Consider the following 18240-nt stretch of genomic DNA (forward strand, 5'->3'; position numbering starts at 1 on the left):
CTCTTTAGTTAGCAATGCTTTATTAAGTCATTATTCGGCTTTCCAACTCTCCTAAACGTTGCTCGATTCTCTCTATATCTTCTTTTGTGACAGGATTTTTTAATAAAAATGCAATTTCATCTTTTAGCATGTTTATCTCTTTTTCATTAGAATCTAATACTATATCGTAAATGCTTTTTTTGCCTTGATTTGACACTTAAATGCTCCCAAACTTAAATTGCTCAAGTTTCAACCACCAAAGATTTTGACCTTGGGTGGTTGGGGCGTTAGAAGAACTGTCACAGAACAGTTATAATAGCTTTTAGGTTTAAAGTGCAAACTTTAAACCCTGAACATAGCTAAAATCACCCCAACCATGACAAAGTTGAGGAGCATTTTTAAATGGATAATGTTAACCATCTGTGATAAAGGACTTCTACACCCCGGAATAACGTTACCGCTATTCTTGCGGAAGATTTTAATTAATTTTTAAAAAAAGTCAATTAGCTATTGTCAAAGAACGGCTGCATGGATCGGAAAATGCTCTTAATATTATTCCCGCTTTTAGCAATTACTTCCTAGCTTACTCCGAACTAGTATTAAATAACTGCACTAAATGTATATAAATATCCAGTGTTTCAATTTCTTCCTTAGTAAATTTATAAGGAGATTTTACATAAATAAGTTTTTTGGCGTCTTTCTTCTTTATTTGATCAGGCGGTAAATATATATATAATCTATGTTCTTCTTGATCCTGAGACTCTTTATTAGCATGCAGCACCTCATATAAAGCTGTTATATCTTTTTTTGTTTCATCTAAAAAAGAGGCAGCAACTTCCTCTAACTTGTCTTTAAATAAACTACTGAGTTCCTGATTGCTTTCTAGCTCTTTCTGCGAAATTACTCTTATATCATCTAATTTAAAATAAGATTTGATATTTTCTAAAAAAGAATTAGCATAATTCTCAGTTCTCGGGCTTTTAAGGTTTTTATTCAAATGATTATGAAGAAATTTTTTATCTAGATAAAATTGAATAATACTTAAATTTTTTTCTTTTAAGGTTTTTTTATACCCTGTTATTTTAGAAATAACGACTACAACAAGAAAAATAAAAATACTTATTAACAGAGGATATAAGATATTTAACTGATCAAACATTATTAATTTCACAGAATTTAGTGGATATTACATAATAGTAGTAACATTTATTTAAATTTCAACTTAAATATTTTTTATTTCAATTTAACTCCTATATCTTAAATTAAATCATTTATATTTAAATATTGTCATAAGGAAATTAATAAGATTTTTATTGAAACCGCTACTTCAGATAGCATAATAATTTATGCATTATAGTAATAACCATGCCCTAATAAATCAGATTTAGGAATATCACACTTATATTCATATGAACCTAAATATGCTTGTAATTCATGAACATTTTGTTCTATTTTTTCATAATTATATTTATATGAGTTTTGGAATTTTTCAACTAATTTACCTTTATTAACAACTTTTTTATAAGCATCTTCTTTAAAAAACCCGTCTTTTTGTTCTTCACTATGAAAATAATCCTTAAATTCACTATGCTTTTTCGGTAAATTAGAGATAAATTCTGCAAATTTTTCTAATTGAATATTGGTAATTGCGGTAAATGCCAAAACTATATTTTCTTTATATTTGCTAACTCTTGAAATTTCATGCTCTATTGTATCTTTTTGTTCAATTTCAATAACATTATTAGATAAAATAACTAAATCTTTTTTATTAACCTCTTGCTTTTCAGATTCCTTTAGTTTTATATTCATTATTTCCTCTTCTAACTCCTTTTCTGTAAATAATCTTTTAAATGCAGCAAGCCATGGACCAAAAGCTGTACTTTCTAACTTTTTAAAATATTCTTTTAACTTCATAAATAATTTCCTTGTTTATATTTTCTTAGTTTAATTTATATTACTAGTTGGAAGTAATCAAGTTATAGAGCTAAGAAAAATTAATACTTTTGTAAAAATTATATGTAGCGTAGCAATTGAAAAACAGTTTTAAAATGCTTAAAATAATTTGACTATTTCAGAAAGTTTTAATAATATTTGTTAATAAACTCAATCGATAATACAAAATATGAAAACAGCTTTTATCTTCCCAGGTCAAGGATCTCAATTGATCGGTATGGGAAAAGATTTTTACGATAATTTTAAACCAGCCAAAGAAACTTTTCAAATCGTTGATGAAGCACTAAATCGAAAACTTACCGACATAATTTTTAACGGTACTTCCGAGGAACTAACCCTAACTACCAACGCACAGCCGGCATTAATGGCAGTATCTATGGCAATAATAAATATTATCAAAGCTGAAACCGGTAAAAGTTTGGATAGTCTTTGCGATTATGCTGCCGGTCATTCGCTAGGCGAATATAGTGCTTTATGTAGCACTGAAAGTATTAACCTTGAGACAGCAGCAAAACTACTGCATATACGTAGTACATCTATGCAAGAAGCATGTCCCGAAAGCGAGGGAAGCATGGCAGCTTGTATCAATATTCCACTTCAAAAACTTGAAGAAATATTAGAAGATATCAACAAAATAAATTTATGCCAAATTGCCAATGATAACATCGAAGGACAAATAGTTATTAGCGGCAAGACCACAGCTATAGATCATGCTATTAGCATAATTAAAGATTTAGGCTATAAAGCGATAAAACTGAAAGTCAGTGCTCCATTTCATTGTAGCTTAATGAAGCCGGCAGAAGAAAAAATGCGAGTAGCTCTTGATAAAGCTGTAATTAATAAGCCTTTGATACCGGTAATCCAAAATTATACCGCAAAACCTACTTTAGATCCTACAGAAATCAAACAAAATTTAATTTTTCAAATATGCGGACGAGTTAGATGGCATGAAACTCTAGAGCTATTTAATACGCTAGACGTTAATCATATAGTAGAAATAGGAGCTGGAAGCGTACTAACAAATATGCTCAGAAAAATTAATTATCCATATAAATTAAGTAATATTAGTAATTTAGAAGAACTACAGAATTTTTTAGACAAAGTTAACAAATAACCGACTCTAGGTTCTGATTTATAAGGTTTTTAAATTAACTTAATATTATTATTATATGAAAATTAGTTTTAGTTTTTTTAAGCAATTGCTAGAATTATTAACTAGTGATTGGCGGAGCTATTTAAATAAGGTAATAACGGAACTTGAAAAGTTAGCTTTAACAGATACTAATGATTCCTTTTTGAAAGAAGAATGTTATAAAAAAATTGGTCTTATCAAAAAAGATATTAAAAAAGGTAAATATCCATCGTATATTGCTCCTTTTGATAAAATAGAGCATGCAAGTTTATTACTTACCAATATTCATATATTAGAACTTGATTACCTAAATCAAAATACTGTGAAAGCAGTAAAAAATATGCTACGAAATAATTTCAAAGATGTATATAATCCGGAAATTTATATTATCGCTAATTATGAAGAACCTATAATTAAAAACTATACAATAATAGATAAAATAGCCAAAGGGAAAGTTATTACCTTTGAAGATTTAAATATTAATTATGAAGAACATACAAATGAAGAGTTAAAATATATAGATGATATAGTAAATGATATTAGAAAACTAGACAGCGAGTTAGTAGCAGATATATCAAATATCATCAAATTTATTTATCAATTTTATTTTGTAGATTCTGCTATTACTCAGTATACGATCATTTTTATGGCTGCACATTTTGAAGAACTACAAAATTTTCATCAAAATTTAGATAACCTCAATTTTATAGTACCATCACAAAAATATAATCCTGAATACCAACCAAAAAACTATGATAGTTTTGTCAATCTTGAAGCAATAGCTTGGAATAGGTTTTTGGTTAAATATGAGAAATTATTTAATAACCTCAGCGAAGAACATTCAGAAATATTATTTAGTATTTGTAGTGATAATGATGATTTTGTAAAATTGTTAATTTCAGACTCTTATCATCTTAACTTAAAAAAACGAGTCGAAATTATAAAATACTTAATAGACGAATATAAAAATGATACCGAATCTGTTTATCCTATAGCCATAGAACTTTTAAATATTTGTGACGATAAAGATGGTCTTATAAAATTATTACTTTCAGATTCTTATAATCTTAGTTTAGAAAAGCGGATTAAAATTGTAAAATCCCTAATAGATAAATATAAAAATGATACCAAATCTATTTATTACATAACCGAACAACTTTTTAATACTTGTAACGATAATACAGATATTAAAGCTATAGACATAAAGATTAAACATTTTGACAAATATATTAAACATTCTCGTAGTTGGGATGGCTTACCTAGTTATTGGTGTATGGACTTTAAAGGGCTACCTGGTTATGATACAAAAGCTTTGATTATTGGCAATTCTGCATTATCAGAAAATGATTGCGAATAATATTTAAATCAATGATAAAAATTCTAAAATAATTCTAGAAATTTTTACTATTAACTGGTATAAAGTAAGTCCATGAACGGAGAGATGGCCGAGTGGCCGAAGGCGGCGGTTTGCTAAACCGTTATACGGGTCATACCGTATCGAGGGTTCGAATCCCTCTCTCTCCGCCAACTCATATTTTGCTTAAAACCGAGTTACTTCCAACAAAAGTGCTTACACATTATTTTATACTTCCATAAAAAGCATATTCTTTATTATTATGGTAAGCCCAATATCTATCTCCGTATGACCAATGCCAATATTCTGTAGGATAATTTACAAAACCTGATTTTATCAAAACATTACTCATAATTTTTCGATAATATTTGGCTTTTTGAGAAATTATATTAGAGTCCGTTTTGGAGAGTAATCCCTCTATATCTTTTATCCAATCTTTAGGATGAATTCCCATATCAACAACATTTCCTTGCTCATCAAGTAAATAAATATCTATAGCTCCTCCTGTCGAATGAGGTGGTATGTTGTGGCTTCCATCTAAATTTACAACAGGAGACACTAGTCTAATCGATTCTAAAAAAATCTTGTCACTATTATAATAAGGATATTCTTTTTTCACTTCATTATAACGTTTGTTAAAAATCATTTCTTGTAGGGCAAGACTACGGTATACTTCATAAAGACAAAATCTTAAACCTTGCGGCAACATATTTTGAGCTTCCACAAGTTTATTGTAAACTGTTAAACGTATTTTTGTATAATCAGTATTATTAGGAATTTCAGGCGAATCGCCAAATGCAATAATTTTTTGATTTTTTAAATCAATTAAGGCATCTTGATTTTCTTTTATAGGAATAGCTAAAACTTGCGGATCAACAATTGATACAATTTTACTCTTTAAACAACCTTGTAGCATAAATAATATTAATGAAATAATAATATATATTTTAGAATGCATTTCTAGCCATCAGTCAATTAATTAATAATGTAGAAAGTTAGCCAATTCTTGTAGTTTATCGAACGGGAAAGCCAAGGAGTAATCAAGGTTCCGCCTTTCAAATTTAGGTCAGAGAATACAAATTATCGCCTTATTTCCTTTATTTAACAAGGAAATAAGATTTACATGCAAAATGTCTTTTCATACCTTACCTTTTTAAATTTTATTAAAAACTTTAACTATTTAAGATTATATAATATCATCTTCTTCACCCATTAATTTAATTAAATCTGCATAGGTTTGCTCATATTGAGCTATAAGCTCAAGTGTTTCTGTTTTATCATGAGATGATAATTTAACTTTATCATTTTCTACTAAATCTCTTAATCCTTTTATTTCTTGTAAGGTAGCATAATGAACACTAACCTCCTCGCCATCTTTTGCTGCATACCATTGATTTTGAGCATCGCATGAAAGGGCATTTAATATATTAATATTTTCTCTAGCATTTATGGGTTCTAAATCTAGTTTTACGAAGAAATTTCTTGTTAATCTGAATTGTAGAGTTTCGGTGATAGGTACGTATGATAGTCCAAAAGATTCATTATTAAATATACAGAATGGCTCTGTTTTCTTTTGAAAACTACTGTTAGGAACAAAACCAAAAATTTTTATTGTATAGTGTTGATTTATATAATTCATATCATTTATAAATAATTTTTGTTCTTTCATTTTTTACCTCTTACAATAGCTAAATTCTATTTATTAAAATAGCCTAGCTATTTCAGCTTTTGATTACAACCTAAAATTTGTAAAAACTTAATAAACATATTGTTTGTAGTAAAAAGTAGAAAAAACTATATAGATACAAGATTTATCTCCTGTAGTCTTAAGTTTAATATGATTTATATATGAGTAACAATTATACACCAAAAAATGAATGATAGTTTGTTAAAAAAAATCTTTCGAGATTTAGAGAGATTAAAAGAATTTATCAATACAGTTCTTGGACTTCAGGAAAGTTTTAGAATCAAAGAAATAGAGTTTATACCCATAGAGCAAGTCCTATGCTCAATAAAGGAATAAATCCAAGGCGTTAACTACGCACACAACATAAAAGAGGTCGTATCCCGCTACGCAGTAAACGACCTCTTCAGCTCATTGGTGGGAAAGGACGAACCCACATAGATATTATAACACCTAAATAATCAACTTACAATAATTATTACATAATGATTATTGCCTAGTAGTTGAGATATTATTTAAGGTGTTAAATTATGACTGACTTAGTTAAACAATTTGAGGGGCTAGTGTCCTTCCTGCGAGGCTTTGTTGCGTGGATACGAGTTGTCATTGCAAGCATTCGTAGACTTCGTGACAATTTTATGAAATAACAACAAACTCTTGAGATTGCTTCGTCAATTGCTACGCAATTTCCTCGCAATGATGATTTGGTATCCACCCAACAATGCCTTTCCGCAAAAGCAAGAATCTAGTACTTTAAAGCTTTTTTAAAGTTTAACCTTTAAAAAAATGATATAATAAAAATCTTTAAAATTAAGATTTTTTAGCCTGGTTCCCTGTTTTCGCAGGGGTTACATCAAGGGCTTTTTAAAAATTGTCCGGTACTATACTTAGTGACATGCCGGCAAATAGAGCGGTCATTGTTCTTAGGTTAAATAGCTACAATCTAATCGTTAACGAGATTTCCGTTGCTTCAATTATAGAATTTAATAAGGATATAATTATGCTTAGATGGTTTCAAAGTTCATATGATAAATTAATGAAAGCAATTAAGGCAAAAAATGAAGCAGGAAAGTCAGTAATAGAGTAATAGAATAGCCGATAAGATGCAGAAGCTAACAGATAAAAACGATATAATAAATATATTTAAACTAAATATTTGGAGCCGGTACTAATTCATAAAAAGGCTTAAGCGTAGCCTGAACTAAGGCTAATCTAAACTAGTTAAAGGTTCGCATAATGTACCACGCTCTTGTCAACTCTAGAAAGCTAGCTACTTCTTACAGTTCTATCTAACTATAATCTTTATCACCCAGCATATTATAGATTTCTGGCATATATTTATGTTTCAACCAGATCTCAAGATTACCGATAACATAAAGGTTATTTTTAGCTCTACTAATACCAACGTTTAGGACGTTTGACTTATCGGTCATAACACTTCTTGCTCCCCAATCTTCAGGGTGTTGTGCTCCTAGTACCATAATAACCGTATCTGCTTCTTTCCCCTGAAAAGCGTGAATAGTACCGATATTACTAATACAAAAACTACCAACTTTATTTTCTATTTTAAGTTTACGTGCTTCTTGCTCTAACCTAAATTTTATATAAGAGCTATAATTTTTATACATAGTTATTATGTAGATTTGATTTAATAATTGAATACAATTATCTTGTGCAAAAACTGATTTTAATAATTTAAACAATTCTTGAAACTCGGCTTCCGATTCATAATGAGATTTTTTAGTATGATCATCTTGAACATCAATCCATCTTGATTTTTTTAGAATTGTTCTAAGATAAGAATCAGGTTTAGGAGCAGCAGAAATCATTTTATTGTCATAAGCAATCTTATTACATATATCAAACATTGGGCTTTGGCATCTTCTATGTACTAATAAAGGAAAACCTACGGAAATATTACCGTATCTTGTTTGATATAAAGAATTACGATCCGCTAGGTGTTGCACCGATACTTCGGAAGGTGACCATGCTGAGTAATCTACTTTAAGTTTTTGACAAAGCTTATCTATTAACGCTTGACCTAAAATTGATATAGGAGCCGTTTGCATTGGGTCGCCGACTACTATAACATTTTTTGATTTATAAATAGCACTTGCCGCATATTGCGGCGGGGTTTGTCCTGCTTCATCAATAATAAGCCAAGCTAGATCATTATGACTAAAATTTTTAAACATATTATCAAATGAATGAAAAGTTGTTGAAACCACCGGCACAATCATAAAAAAGTTTTGCCACACGGCTTTCCACATATCCGGTTCTATGTTACTAAATTTTCCATTCATTATTTCAGAAAATAAACTTAAACTATCCCAAAAATTACGAGCATTAGCATTTATAAATATTTCATGTAGTTTAGATGCTTGAATAAATAATTTTGATCGTAATTTTTCTACTTCTTGATTAAAATAAGGCGTGATTTTATGAAATGCGTCATAATCAGTAGAATAATTTTGTTCAAAATCATTATCGTTAAAGATTGTAACGGCAAAATTTTTAGAAATTAAAAACTCCATACTAACAGATAAGTATTCTTCTATTCTTGTAAGCTTTTCTATATCGAGCTTTAATTGCTTAGATTTATCTTGAAGTTTTTTGATATCGCTTTTAATTTTTTCTTTTAACTCTAATTGTTCATTTTTTGAGCGAATTAAACGTAAATGATTTTGAACAAAATTATTATATCTTTTTGTTTTAAAAAAAGTATGTATAGGTTTTAAAAATCCTAATGATACTGAACCAATTTCATAATCAAATTCTTGAATTTTTGAGTCAATATATTTTAAGGTGGATTCAAAATTTTTTATTTCTTCTACATATTCGTTTAAAATAGCTAACAAATCTTTATTTGGATAATCTTTTAATAAATCACTTTTTTGTTTATTAAGAGTAATAACTTTTTCTATTGTATCGTTAATTTTTAAGATTTCTTGATATAATTCATTAAAATATAAACATTCTTTTTGCCATTCTTCCTTAGTATCTATATATGAGTTACAATATTTAGGCATTAAATAGTTTAAGCTATGAGCTTCAGCTTTACCTTTTAGTAAATTTAAATATTGAAACATTGTTTTACATTTATAGCCTTCATGCTCTTTAGGAAATTCAGGTTTCCAAAATTTTTCCATAAAACTTTGACGATTAGCACTTCTTCCAAGTACCGCCGTAAATATTCCCCAGTTTGTATTTTTATCCGTATCGTTTACTAACCAATCAAAAAATTTTAACTCGTCATGATAAATTTTATCTATCTTTGCATAAAGAGGTAACTCTTTAGAAATGTTTTCAACTGCATTATTGTTAGAAGAAGCTATAACAATCTCATGATTTTGAAGAGAAGGGACAAGAGCTTTTATTTTATATTCAAATCCTGCAACTTTAAAGCAATGCTGATCATCATTAAATCCTTCATCAGGAGTTTTCAATTTAGCAAGGTTTAATGCTCTTTTGACGTAAATATTTGCTATTATGTCAAATAGTAAAGTAGTTTTACCGGTTCCAGGTGGACCATTAACTGCAAAAATATGCTCTGTATTTTCTGTTTTTTGTAATATTGTATTAATAGCAGCAGTTTGTAAAGCAGCTAAACAATTTTTGGGGGATGAAGGCCATCTAGCAAACTGCATTTTAGAAGGCTCAAGTAACTCTTTAAATAATAACGGTTCATTCAAAACATCTTTTATATCAGGTTTATCATTAGCTCCAAGATATTTAGTAATTGAAGAATTTTCAGTAAATTTATCAATATTATTGCGTACTAAATCAAGGGGTTTTAGAAAAAAACTATTAAACATTTCTAAAGCCGGAGCAGGTGCCCAATCCAATTCCTTTTTAGTATCTTCTTTTAAATCATTATCTGTTACTTTTTGATTAGTATAAGCATTTTTAGTTTTTTCATTTTTCCTAAGTTTCCTATAAGTTATTTTTCTAACGCATATTTCAGGATTACTGAGTAAAAATTTTCCATCAATCTTTAATTCGTTAATTATAAAATTAGCAATATAATTAACTCTTTCTAAATTAAATTTCTTTTGCTGACCGGTTTTATCAAAAGAATCTTTTAAAGCATTTACTATTAATGCAGCACTATTATCTTCAAACTCAATTAAATCTTCAAAATCATTTTCTGAAAACCCTTCTCGTACAACTTTACCTAGAACATAAGCACCCGTAGATATAACTACCGAATTATCTATAAGATTCATATCTTCATCAAGCGTTAGTGCAACGACCGGAGTTAATACAGGGTTTTTTCGATTCTTAGGGCTATGCAAAATTTTAGGTCTTACACTAAATAATTCATTGATTTTTTCTTCAATAGCAATTTCAGCTTCAGTCCAATTTAAATAACTAAGATATAGATGCCAATGAACACATATATCATAATCAGGCAACTCTGCTTTTAATTTGTCCTTATTAAATTTTTCAAACGGTGCATCTTGTAATAAAAAAAGAGCTTCTTTCTTATTAATTTCTTTATAAAACTCTCTTTGCTGAGTAGCATGTTTTTGTGCGTAAGCAAAATAACTACTTAAAGTTTCATTTTTAGGAGGGGTTGAAAGTTCAATAATCTTCCATACATCTAGGATAGATTTAATTTGTTTGTCCGATTGGTTGTACATAAAGACAAGCTCATAACTTAAAATAAAAATATCCTAAGTATGAAAATATAAGTTGTAAACAACTTTTTTGTGTTATTAATTTATATTTACTGTTAACAGTGCCATAGTTAAACCACTTCAACGCACATAGCCATACCCATACCGCCACCGATACATAAAGTAACTAAGCCTTTTTTGGCTTTAGCTCTTCGTAAGGCGTGTATTAAAGTAATAAGAACACGCCCGCCACTTGCACCAATTGGATGACCAATTGCTATTGCACCGCCATTTATGTTAACCTTATCCATATCCCATTTCATTTCACGGTTTACATAAATACTTTGAGCAGCAAACGCCTCATTAACCTCGATAACTTCCAAATCATTAACGCTCCAACCTGCTTTACTTAAAGCCTTTTGGGAGGCAGGAACGGGGGCAGTACCCATAATACTTGGATCAACACCGGCTGAAGCATAAGAAACAATTCGAGCTAGCGGCATCAAATTATGCTTTTTCAAAGCTTCTTCGGAAACTACCATAAGACATGCCGCACCGTCATTAATTGAGGAAGCATTACCGGCAGTAACTACACCGTTTTTATCAAAAGCAGGACGTAATTTACTTAAGATTTCAAGGCTGGTATCAGGTCTTACCGTTTCATCATGTTCAAACAAACTAGTAGTTTTTTTAATCGTTACTTCAATAGGTAAGATTTCATCTTTAAAAATTCCTGCTAGTTGTGCTTTAGCTGCTTTTTTATGAGAGCTTAAGGCGAATTCGTCCTGCTCTTGTCTGCTAATATTAAACTGTTTTGAGATATTTTCGGCAGTAATTCCCATAAATACTCCTGAAAATACATCAGTTAACCCGTCATACTGCATTAGATCAACCATTTTAATATCGCCGAATTTAGCTCCTGCTCTGATATAGCTACCGTGCATACCGAGCGACATATTTTCCTGCCCACCTGCTATAACTATTTCATTATCTCCGGTCATAATCGAATTTGCAGCAAGTACCACGCTTTTAAGACCTGAGCCGCATACTTTATTAATCGTATAGCCAGGCACTTCTTTCGGTATCCCCGCATGAATCAGAGTTTGCCTTGCCGGATTCTGCCCGCTACCGCCTGTTATTACTTGTCCAACTATTACCTCATTTACCAAAGCAGGATCGATTTTGCTATTTTGCAATATATCCTTTATTAAATGAGCAGCAAGCATAGGTGCAGCTGTTGTACTAAGGCTACCCATAAACGAGCCGAAAGCCGTCCTTTTCGCATGAGTTATATAAACCGGTTTTGTCATAATGTGTACTCCTTAAATAAAATTAAAAATATAAAAAAATTTAGCAAACGTAAAAAGCTTTTTTGCGTGGATACCATATCGTCATTGCGAGGAGCGAAGCGACGCGGCAATCCAGAAAAATAATTAAAAAAATTCTGATTTACAGAATTTTTTACTGGATTGCTTCGTCGAATTACTATGTAATTCTTCTCGCAATGACGATGAAGCAACCTCGTTTACAACCTTTCAAAACCTAACAGCAAAGTTTATCATACTCCTTAAATAATTTATCTAATTTATCATTTATCAAATAGCTAATATGTCCGCCTTTTACCTCTATAAGTTTAGAGTTTTTTAATAATTTTTGCAAAGATAAAATGGAAGATTTAGGCACTATTTTATCATCCTCCGCTGCTACTATATATACAGGACAATCAATTAAACTCGGAGCAACAATAAAATTATCGATTTTCCATTCAAGATTCATAAACATATTTTTATCTAATATATTTTGCATAATTTGATTATAAACCCCCTTAGAGATATTATTACCTGACATAAGCCAATGTTCTATTCTAAATGCTAATTCCTGCTCCTTACCTGCAGTTATAGAGAAAAATTTTTTTAATTTAGCATTGAAATAATCAGGGAATAAAAGAAAAAATAAAATCTGAATATGAATTTTAGGAATTATCGGTAAATTTTCTATGCCACTATCTAGTTTTAAATATCGATGCAACATTCTTATATAGAAAAAATGAGAAAAATCCCACGGACAGGTAAGTAAAGTCAGAGTTTTTATAAATTTAGGCATAAGTATGTTTGTAGCTATCGCAAGATTACCGCCTATACAATGACCTATTAAATTAATGTCCTTAATTTTCAAACTATCTATTACTTCAATTACTTTATGCACATAGTCATCTAGTAAATATTTAGGTTCCTCAATCTCTAGCCAATCTATTAAATAGACTTCACCATAGCTTCTCAAATTTTCAATAAAATTTTTGTCACGAGCTAAAAAAAATATTTCCGGTGAGTTGAAGATAGAAGGGATGATTAGGAAAGCATGCGTGTCATCCCGTGGCTTGTCCACGGAATCCATAGGATGACTCATATCATTACTGGATCCCGTGGACAAGCCACGGGATGACGCCGAGTAATACAATACCCTATAATGCTCTGTTTGCATTACTATTTTACCGGATTTTAAATATTTATTACCTAAATTATGTGTCTTTGCATAATTATTATAAAGGTCAAAATATTCCTGTAGTTTATTACTATCTAGCATTGAGAGTATCTAATCTTATATTAGTAATTCTTGACAAAAGGCTAAATATATTGTATAAGTTCAGCACCTTCAGAATGTAATAACAGTATATAGGCTCTAAAGTTTTAGGGGAAATATCTTTTCATAAAATCTTGAAGTGCTTAAGTTTTTTTTTTTGTCCCTAGGGATTTATAATGCTAAGTACCTCACCATCACGATCGTTTAAAAGCAAGTTCAGAGCGGCATTTTGGCCTGTGCATAATTACGAACTCGGAAAGTTTATTCCGATGAGTGCCTTAATGTTTTGTATCTTATTTAATCAAAATGTTTTACGAATCTTAAAAGATAGTATTTTAATCTCCGAGATTAGTGCAGAAATAGCAGGTTTTACTAAAGTTTATTGCGTTACGCCTGCCGCTGCTTTATTCGTAATTATTTATGCTAAGATGATTAATCACCTCACATTTGAAAAAATCTTTTATTATCTAAGTGCATTTTTCATCAGCTTTTTTGTTTTATTCGCTTTTGTAATCTATCCTAATATTCATATTTTTCATGTACATCCCGATAATTTAGCTGACTGGATGGAACGCTATCCTCATTTTAAGTGGTATATCTCATTAGTAGGTAATTGGGGTTATATAGTATATTATAGCCTTGCTGAGCTTTGGCCTAATATTTTTTACGTATTATTATTTTGGCAGTTTGCTAATGAACTTACTACTACCGAAGAAGCAAAAAGATTTTATACTCTCTTTTCACTATTTGGCAACTCTTCTTTAATATTAGTCGGCTTTTTAATGATGAATCTATCATCGGAAGATACTATTATTAAGAAGTTTATGAGTATTTCGGATAGCAAAATCACTTTAGTTCAAGTATCCACGACAATAGTAGCAATTGTTGCTATTGTTTGTTGTTTGTTAGTTAGGTTTATTAGCAAGAACGTTTTTACTAACCCGTTATTTTATGCTAAAGCAAAAAGCGGTAGATCAACTTCAGAACGGATGGGACTGATTAAAAGCTTTAAATATATTGCGAAATCAAAATATTTATGGCTACTTTTAATTTGTTCGGCAGCTTTCGGATTTGCTATTAACTTAGTCGAAGCCGTATGGAAAGCAAAAATTAAGGAATTATATCCGACTGTAAATACCTATGCTGAATTTAACAGTCTGTATATACTTTGGACAGGCGTTGCAATAATGGTTATGACCATCATCGGTAATAACGTTATGCGTATGCACAACTGGTTTGTAGCAGCAGTTATTTCACCGGTTATAATAATGGTGACCGGCATTTTGTTCTTTGTACTTATCGTATTTGATCAACAAATTTTATCATTATTTGATGGAGCAATTTTAATGTCACCGCTTGCTCTTGCCGTTTCGATCGGCGGTATTCAAAATATTTTAGCTAAAGGTACTAAATATTCTATATGGGATACTTCAAGAGAAATGTTATATATACCTCTTGATGAGGAGCTTAAAACCAAAGGCAAAGCTGCTGTTGATGTGATAAGTGCGAAGGTCGGTAAATCCTCTAGCGGTCTTGTGCAATCTATTATTTTCACTTTAGTTCCAACCGCTACTTTTACCTCAATCTCACCAATTCTAATGGTGGTATTTACTTTTGTATGCTTAGCGTGGATTTATGCAGTAAGGAAAATATATTTTGAATATCAAAAAATAGCGTAATGATATTGTTGTGTGGTTCTCGATGTCATTCCCGCATAGGCGTAGTGGATATTAAATCGTCATTGCGAGCAGCCGTAGGCTGCGTGGCAATCTCATGAACCTTATACTACTTACCTTATGAGATTGCCACGTCGATGCTACGCATCTCCTCGCAATGACGTCCCTAATATCCGTACAACAATGCTCTTTTCAGCTAAAAATCTTACAGCATAAAACTATAGATTTTACTATCAATCAATCTCTCCTAAAGCTTTAGTATCTATATTATCTAAGAAAATCTCAAAATCCTTTAAGATATTTTCAACATCTTTTAAGATAGGATCAAATTCGTCTTTACTTTGAGAAGAAGGCGGTTTAAATGAAGTTAGAACAACTTTTTCACTCTTTATAAAATTATGAGGCTGAGGCTGATCCTTAAGTTTAATAGTAACAACTTCACCGGCTAGAGGTTTACATATCCAATCTCATTAATTGGCTTTGGATGCGTAATTTTGAGGTTTTTTGGAGTGTTAGTTTCCTTATTCTTACTACGGAATGAAAAAATTCTAGATAATGGCATTTGATTTATATTTTATTTAAAAAATGCCATTATAGAGAAATAACTTATATTTAACAAGCAGGATGGTTAGGTTCTGTGCACTTTTGATTAATGATTATAATTATAAGATATTTTTAAGCGAAAATTAATAAGATTTTTGTCGGAATAGTTATTCATATTTCAAAAAAATCTTATAATTTGCGGCTAAAAAGAGCTATAATTATGATTATTCTATTAAAAGTGTACAGGACCTCAGTTTTATAAACTTTTCTATCATTCTAGTAACAGAACGTTCTAGCTTAATATCTAATTTTGAATAATCAGAAAAGTTAAACCATTTAAGTTCATTCGATTCGTTATTTTTTATAAAATTATCATTATTTACTGTTTTTAGTAAAAATCGTACATCATAATGATAATGAGCAGGCTCCTTATGAGTTTGCGGAATATAATGGGTGTCTATATCAAAAATCTTTTTATCTATAGTTTTTATTTCATTAATTCCGGATTCTTCTATAGCTTCTTTAATCGCTACATTTAATATATTACTATCTCCGTCACAATGACCACCTGGTTGAAGCCATTTATCAAGCTTTTTATGGTGCATCAATAAAAATTTCGTTTTATCATTATTAAGTAAAAAAGCCGAAGCAGTGAAATGCCCTATTTGTAAATCTCGGCTAAAAGGGTTGTCATATTCATTTAAAAATTCAAGCATTTTTGTTTTTGTAACAATTTCTTCAGGATATGGGCTACTATAATTTTGTAATTTAATATGTAATTCATTCATAACGATAATTTTTTATGTATAGAGCTTCGATATTTAACTCAAATTTCTCTTCTAAGTCAAATAAAAATAATATCATAAAATTATGTTTTACCATGTTTCGTGGTAATTATCATTGACAATTAATTAATACTTAGTTATATATTATGCTTCTAAAATTTAATATTAATTAATAGATTTATATTTATGCTTAAAGAAATAATCAATGATATAGTAAACGATAATACAAACCCTTGGTACGGTAAGCTTGCAGTAGTAGGAGCGTGTGCTGTTGGAATTTATGTAGTAGTAATTGATCCACCTTTAAAAATTGCTATGGCATGTGCTGCCGGCATAATGGGAACATTAGATGCAATTAAAGTAGGAGAAGCCTGTTATAATTATTATATGGAAACAAATACCCAAGAAGAAGGATTAATTGGAGAAGTAGAATATAATATTGAAATATAATAACAAAATATTTTTAATGAATTTAGAGGGCAAGCCTCTCTAAATTCATATTTATTTAATTAAATTTTATTACTATTCAAGCCATTTTTTAGTCTAATTTTGACTTGTTTTAAAGAACGAGGAGTTGCGTCCGTAACTTCAATTTCAATATTTTCTGAAATATCTATTCTAGTACCGATAGCCGGAACACTACCGACTCTAGTCAATACGAGTCCTCCTATCGTATCAAACTCATCATCATCATTTTTTAGCTTTTCTCCTATTATTTCTTCAAGCACTTCTACTTCAACACGTGCATTTGAAATAATTGTTGAGTTATTAATAACCTTGAAATTATCGCTATCTAATTGCTGATCATGCTCATCATCAATTCGCCCTACTATTTCTTCTATAAGATCTTCAATAGTAACTAAACCGTCAGTACCGCCATACTCATCAACAACTATTGCAATATGTGTTCTCTCACGACGCATTTTTGCTAACAAATCTAATAATTTCATAGAAGGAGCTGCAATTATATGCTTACGTATAAGCTTTTTTAGACGACCATTTTGCTTTGTAGCCAATGCTTTAAATAAATCCTTGATATGAATGAACCCTACTACATTGTCTAAAGTACCGTCATATATAAGAGTTCGTGTATGTGGGACTTCTAACTTAATAGACTCACTTAATTCTTCTAGATTCGTAGTTAATTTTATTGCCGCAATATCGGAACGCGGTACCATTATATCTTCAATAGTTTTATCTTCTAGCTCCAATAAATTAGCTAAAATATTACGCTCGTCTAAAGGCGTTTTTGTTTTTCTAAAAAAATTTTTTATCGGAGAGAATAATTTTCGTACAGTAAAAATTAACTTATTATTTTGATTTTTTTTACTAGAATCTTCTTTTTTTGAAGATTTTAACATAAATTTTTTTATTTAGTTAATAAGGGGAAGAAATACCGAAATATGATAATATTTCAATTTCTAGATTTTCCATAATATTTGCTTCTGTGTCATTTTGATGATCAAACCCAATTAAGTGTAAAATACTATGTATTAAAAGATGAATAAAATGATTCTCAAAATTTTTTTGCTGCTCGCACGATTCATTATATATTACCTCATAACAAAATGCTATATCACCTAAATGTATATAATCAGAGTCGCCTAAAAATTCAAGTTTAGAATATAAATCCTGCCAATTTAATTCGTTGCTTGGAAAAGAAAGAACGTTAGTAGCTTTTTCTATATTACGAAATTGTTTGTTTAAGGTCAATATTTCTGCAGTATTTGTTAGTAAAATTGATAATTCAAATTGTTTTATTTTACTAAAATTATCAAACCGCAATAAAACATTTTGAGTTATTTTTTTGATTAAACTCTTATTTATCTGCTTATGCTCACGCCATTTGTCGTAATTTTTTATGATTTCTACGTTTATCATTTCTTAATCCTATCACATCAATGTCATTCCCGCAAAAGCGAGAATCCAGTACTT

At 30.1% G+C, this 18240-nt stretch carries 17 protein-coding genes and 1 tRNA gene; 7 read left to right on the plus strand and 11 right to left on the minus strand.

The annotated features are described in order from the left end of the window. Nucleotides 1–22: 22 nt before the first annotated feature. From H6P87_RS05970 to H6P87_RS05980, 3 genes are all read right to left on the minus strand, one after another. On the minus strand, nucleotides 23–196 hold the full coding sequence (locus H6P87_RS05970; RefSeq protein WP_202069157.1) for a DUF5320 domain-containing protein: 174 nt from the start codon (nucleotides 194–196) through the stop codon (nucleotides 23–25). Between the two features lie 366 nt (nucleotides 197–562). Beyond that, nucleotides 563–1138: a hypothetical protein gene (locus H6P87_RS05975; protein ID WP_202069158.1), complete on the minus strand. Its 576-nt coding sequence runs from the start codon at nucleotides 1136–1138 to the stop codon at nucleotides 563–565. 185 nt (nucleotides 1139–1323) lie between these two features. Continuing rightward, nucleotides 1324–1893, minus strand: a complete 570-nt coding sequence (locus H6P87_RS05980; RefSeq protein WP_202069160.1) for a hypothetical protein — start codon at nucleotides 1891–1893, stop codon at nucleotides 1324–1326. A 208-nt stretch (nucleotides 1894–2101) separates the two neighbouring features. On the opposite strand from H6P87_RS05980, the gene fabD reads away from it, so the two are divergent. The 3 genes from fabD (at nucleotide 2102) to H6P87_RS05995 (ending at nucleotide 4591) form a co-directional block, all read left to right on the plus strand. Beyond that, the gene (fabD, locus tag H6P87_RS05985; protein ID WP_202069162.1) at nucleotides 2102–3046 is read left to right on the plus strand and encodes an ACP S-malonyltransferase; all 945 of its coding nucleotides are present in this window, start codon (nucleotides 2102–2104) and stop codon (nucleotides 3044–3046) included. A gap of 55 nt (nucleotides 3047–3101) precedes the next feature. After that, nucleotides 3102–4421: a hypothetical protein gene (locus tag H6P87_RS05990; protein WP_246437852.1), complete on the plus strand. Its 1320-nt coding sequence runs from the start codon at nucleotides 3102–3104 to the stop codon at nucleotides 4419–4421. 78 nt (nucleotides 4422–4499) lie between these two features. Then, nucleotides 4500–4591: transfer RNA gene (locus tag H6P87_RS05995), tRNA-Ser, on the plus strand. A 50-nt stretch (nucleotides 4592–4641) separates the two neighbouring features. Here H6P87_RS05995 and H6P87_RS06000 read toward each other — a convergent pair. Further along, nucleotides 4642–5376 carry a M15 family metallopeptidase gene (locus H6P87_RS06000; protein ID WP_202069164.1) on the minus strand — a complete coding sequence of 245 codons (735 nt, stop codon included), beginning with the start codon at nucleotides 5374–5376 and terminating at the stop codon, nucleotides 4642–4644. A gap of 228 nt (nucleotides 5377–5604) precedes the next feature. Next, a complete protein-coding gene (locus H6P87_RS06005) occupies nucleotides 5605–6087 on the minus strand; it encodes a hypothetical protein (RefSeq protein WP_202069166.1) in 483 nt (160 codons plus the stop codon). Between the two features lie 204 nt (nucleotides 6088–6291). On the opposite strand from H6P87_RS06005, the gene H6P87_RS06010 reads away from it, so the two are divergent. Both H6P87_RS06010 and H6P87_RS06015 read left to right on the plus strand, forming a co-directional pair. Continuing rightward, the gene (locus H6P87_RS06010) at nucleotides 6292–6441 is read left to right on the plus strand and encodes a hypothetical protein (RefSeq protein ID WP_202069168.1); all 150 of its coding nucleotides are present in this window, start codon (nucleotides 6292–6294) and stop codon (nucleotides 6439–6441) included. Between the two features lie 532 nt (nucleotides 6442–6973). Next, complete coding sequence (locus tag H6P87_RS06015) at nucleotides 6974–7189, plus strand: hypothetical protein (protein WP_202069170.1); 216 nt, start codon at nucleotides 6974–6976, stop codon at nucleotides 7187–7189. Nucleotides 7190–7391: 202 nt separating this feature from the next. Here the strand turns inward: H6P87_RS06015 and H6P87_RS06020 are convergent, their stop codons facing one another. From H6P87_RS06020 to H6P87_RS06030, 3 genes are all read right to left on the minus strand, one after another. Then, entirely contained in the window at nucleotides 7392–10745 is a 3354-nt protein-coding gene (locus H6P87_RS06020; protein ID WP_202069179.1) for a DEAD/DEAH box helicase, read from the minus strand. Between the two features lie 107 nt (nucleotides 10746–10852). After that, entirely contained in the window at nucleotides 10853–12031 is a 1179-nt protein-coding gene (locus tag H6P87_RS06025; RefSeq protein ID WP_202069181.1) for an acetyl-CoA C-acetyltransferase, read from the minus strand. Between the two features lie 232 nt (nucleotides 12032–12263). Then, entirely contained in the window at nucleotides 12264–13304 is a 1041-nt protein-coding gene (locus tag H6P87_RS06030; protein WP_202069183.1) for an alpha/beta fold hydrolase, read from the minus strand. Between the two features lie 173 nt (nucleotides 13305–13477). On the opposite strand from H6P87_RS06030, the gene tlc5 reads away from it, so the two are divergent. Continuing rightward, nucleotides 13478–14980 carry a GTP/GDP exchange transporter Tlc5 gene (gene tlc5, locus H6P87_RS06035; RefSeq protein ID WP_202069185.1) on the plus strand — a complete coding sequence of 501 codons (1503 nt, stop codon included), beginning with the start codon at nucleotides 13478–13480 and terminating at the stop codon, nucleotides 14978–14980. A 764-nt stretch (nucleotides 14981–15744) separates the two neighbouring features. Here tlc5 and H6P87_RS06040 read toward each other — a convergent pair. Beyond that, a complete protein-coding gene (locus H6P87_RS06040; RefSeq protein ID WP_246438128.1) occupies nucleotides 15745–16125 on the minus strand; it encodes an NUDIX hydrolase in 381 nt (126 codons plus the stop codon). A 366-nt stretch (nucleotides 16126–16491) separates the two neighbouring features. On the opposite strand from H6P87_RS06040, the gene H6P87_RS06045 reads away from it, so the two are divergent. After that, a complete protein-coding gene (locus H6P87_RS06045; RefSeq protein WP_202069189.1) occupies nucleotides 16492–16755 on the plus strand; it encodes a hypothetical protein in 264 nt (87 codons plus the stop codon). A gap of 59 nt (nucleotides 16756–16814) precedes the next feature. Here H6P87_RS06045 and tlyC read toward each other — a convergent pair whose 3' ends face one another. Continuing rightward, entirely contained in the window at nucleotides 16815–17666 is an 852-nt protein-coding gene (gene tlyC, locus H6P87_RS06050) for a hemolysin C (protein ID WP_202069191.1), read from the minus strand. Between the two features lie 16 nt (nucleotides 17667–17682). Continuing rightward, a complete protein-coding gene (ybeY, locus tag H6P87_RS06055; RefSeq protein WP_011271491.1) occupies nucleotides 17683–18186 on the minus strand; it encodes an rRNA maturation RNase YbeY in 504 nt (167 codons plus the stop codon). Nucleotides 18187–18240 lie beyond the last annotated feature (54 nt).

The organism is Rickettsia tillamookensis (assembly GCF_016743795.2).
GTDB classification, from domain to species: Bacteria; Pseudomonadota; Alphaproteobacteria; order Rickettsiales; family Rickettsiaceae; genus Rickettsia; species Rickettsia tillamookensis.

What these genes read in the sequence shown, in the direction of transcription:
- H6P87_RS05975 (WP_202069158.1), bottom strand. Translation starts at nt 1,138, where the DNA reads ATGTTTGATCAGTTAAATATCTTATATCCTCTGTTAATAAGTATTTTT.
- H6P87_RS05980 (WP_202069160.1), bottom strand. Translation starts at nt 1,893, where the DNA reads ATGAAGTTAAAAGAATATTTTAAAAAGTTAGAAAGTACAGCTTTTGGT.
- fabD (WP_202069162.1), top strand. Translation starts at nt 2,102, where the DNA reads ATGAAAACAGCTTTTATCTTCCCAGGTCAAGGATCTCAATTGATCGGT.
- H6P87_RS05990 (WP_246437852.1), top strand. Translation starts at nt 3,102, where the DNA reads ATGAAAATTAGTTTTAGTTTTTTTAAGCAATTGCTAGAATTATTAACT.
- H6P87_RS06000 (WP_202069164.1), bottom strand. Translation starts at nt 5,376, where the DNA reads ATGCATTCTAAAATATATATTATTATTTCATTAATATTATTTATGCTA.
- H6P87_RS06005 (WP_202069166.1), bottom strand. Translation starts at nt 6,087, where the DNA reads ATGAAAGAACAAAAATTATTTATAAATGATATGAATTATATAAATCAA.
- H6P87_RS06010 (WP_202069168.1), top strand. Translation starts at nt 6,292, where the DNA reads ATGAATGATAGTTTGTTAAAAAAAATCTTTCGAGATTTAGAGAGATTA.
- H6P87_RS06020 (WP_202069179.1), bottom strand. Translation starts at nt 10,745, where the DNA reads ATGTACAACCAATCGGACAAACAAATTAAATCTATCCTAGATGTATGG.
- H6P87_RS06025 (WP_202069181.1), bottom strand. Translation starts at nt 12,031, where the DNA reads ATGACAAAACCGGTTTATATAACTCATGCGAAAAGGACGGCTTTCGGC.
- H6P87_RS06030 (WP_202069183.1), bottom strand. Translation starts at nt 13,304, where the DNA reads ATGCTAGATAGTAATAAACTACAGGAATATTTTGACCTTTATAATAAT.
- tlc5 (WP_202069185.1), top strand. Translation starts at nt 13,478, where the DNA reads ATGCTAAGTACCTCACCATCACGATCGTTTAAAAGCAAGTTCAGAGCG.
- H6P87_RS06040 (WP_246438128.1), bottom strand. Translation starts at nt 16,125, where the DNA reads ATGCACCATAAAAAGCTTGATAAATGGCTTCAACCAGGTGGTCATTGT.
- H6P87_RS06045 (WP_202069189.1), top strand. Translation starts at nt 16,492, where the DNA reads ATGCTTAAAGAAATAATCAATGATATAGTAAACGATAATACAAACCCT.
- tlyC (WP_202069191.1), bottom strand. Translation starts at nt 17,666, where the DNA reads ATGTTAAAATCTTCAAAAAAAGAAGATTCTAGTAAAAAAAATCAAAAT.
- ybeY (WP_011271491.1), bottom strand. Translation starts at nt 18,186, where the DNA reads ATGATAAACGTAGAAATCATAAAAAATTACGACAAATGGCGTGAGCAT.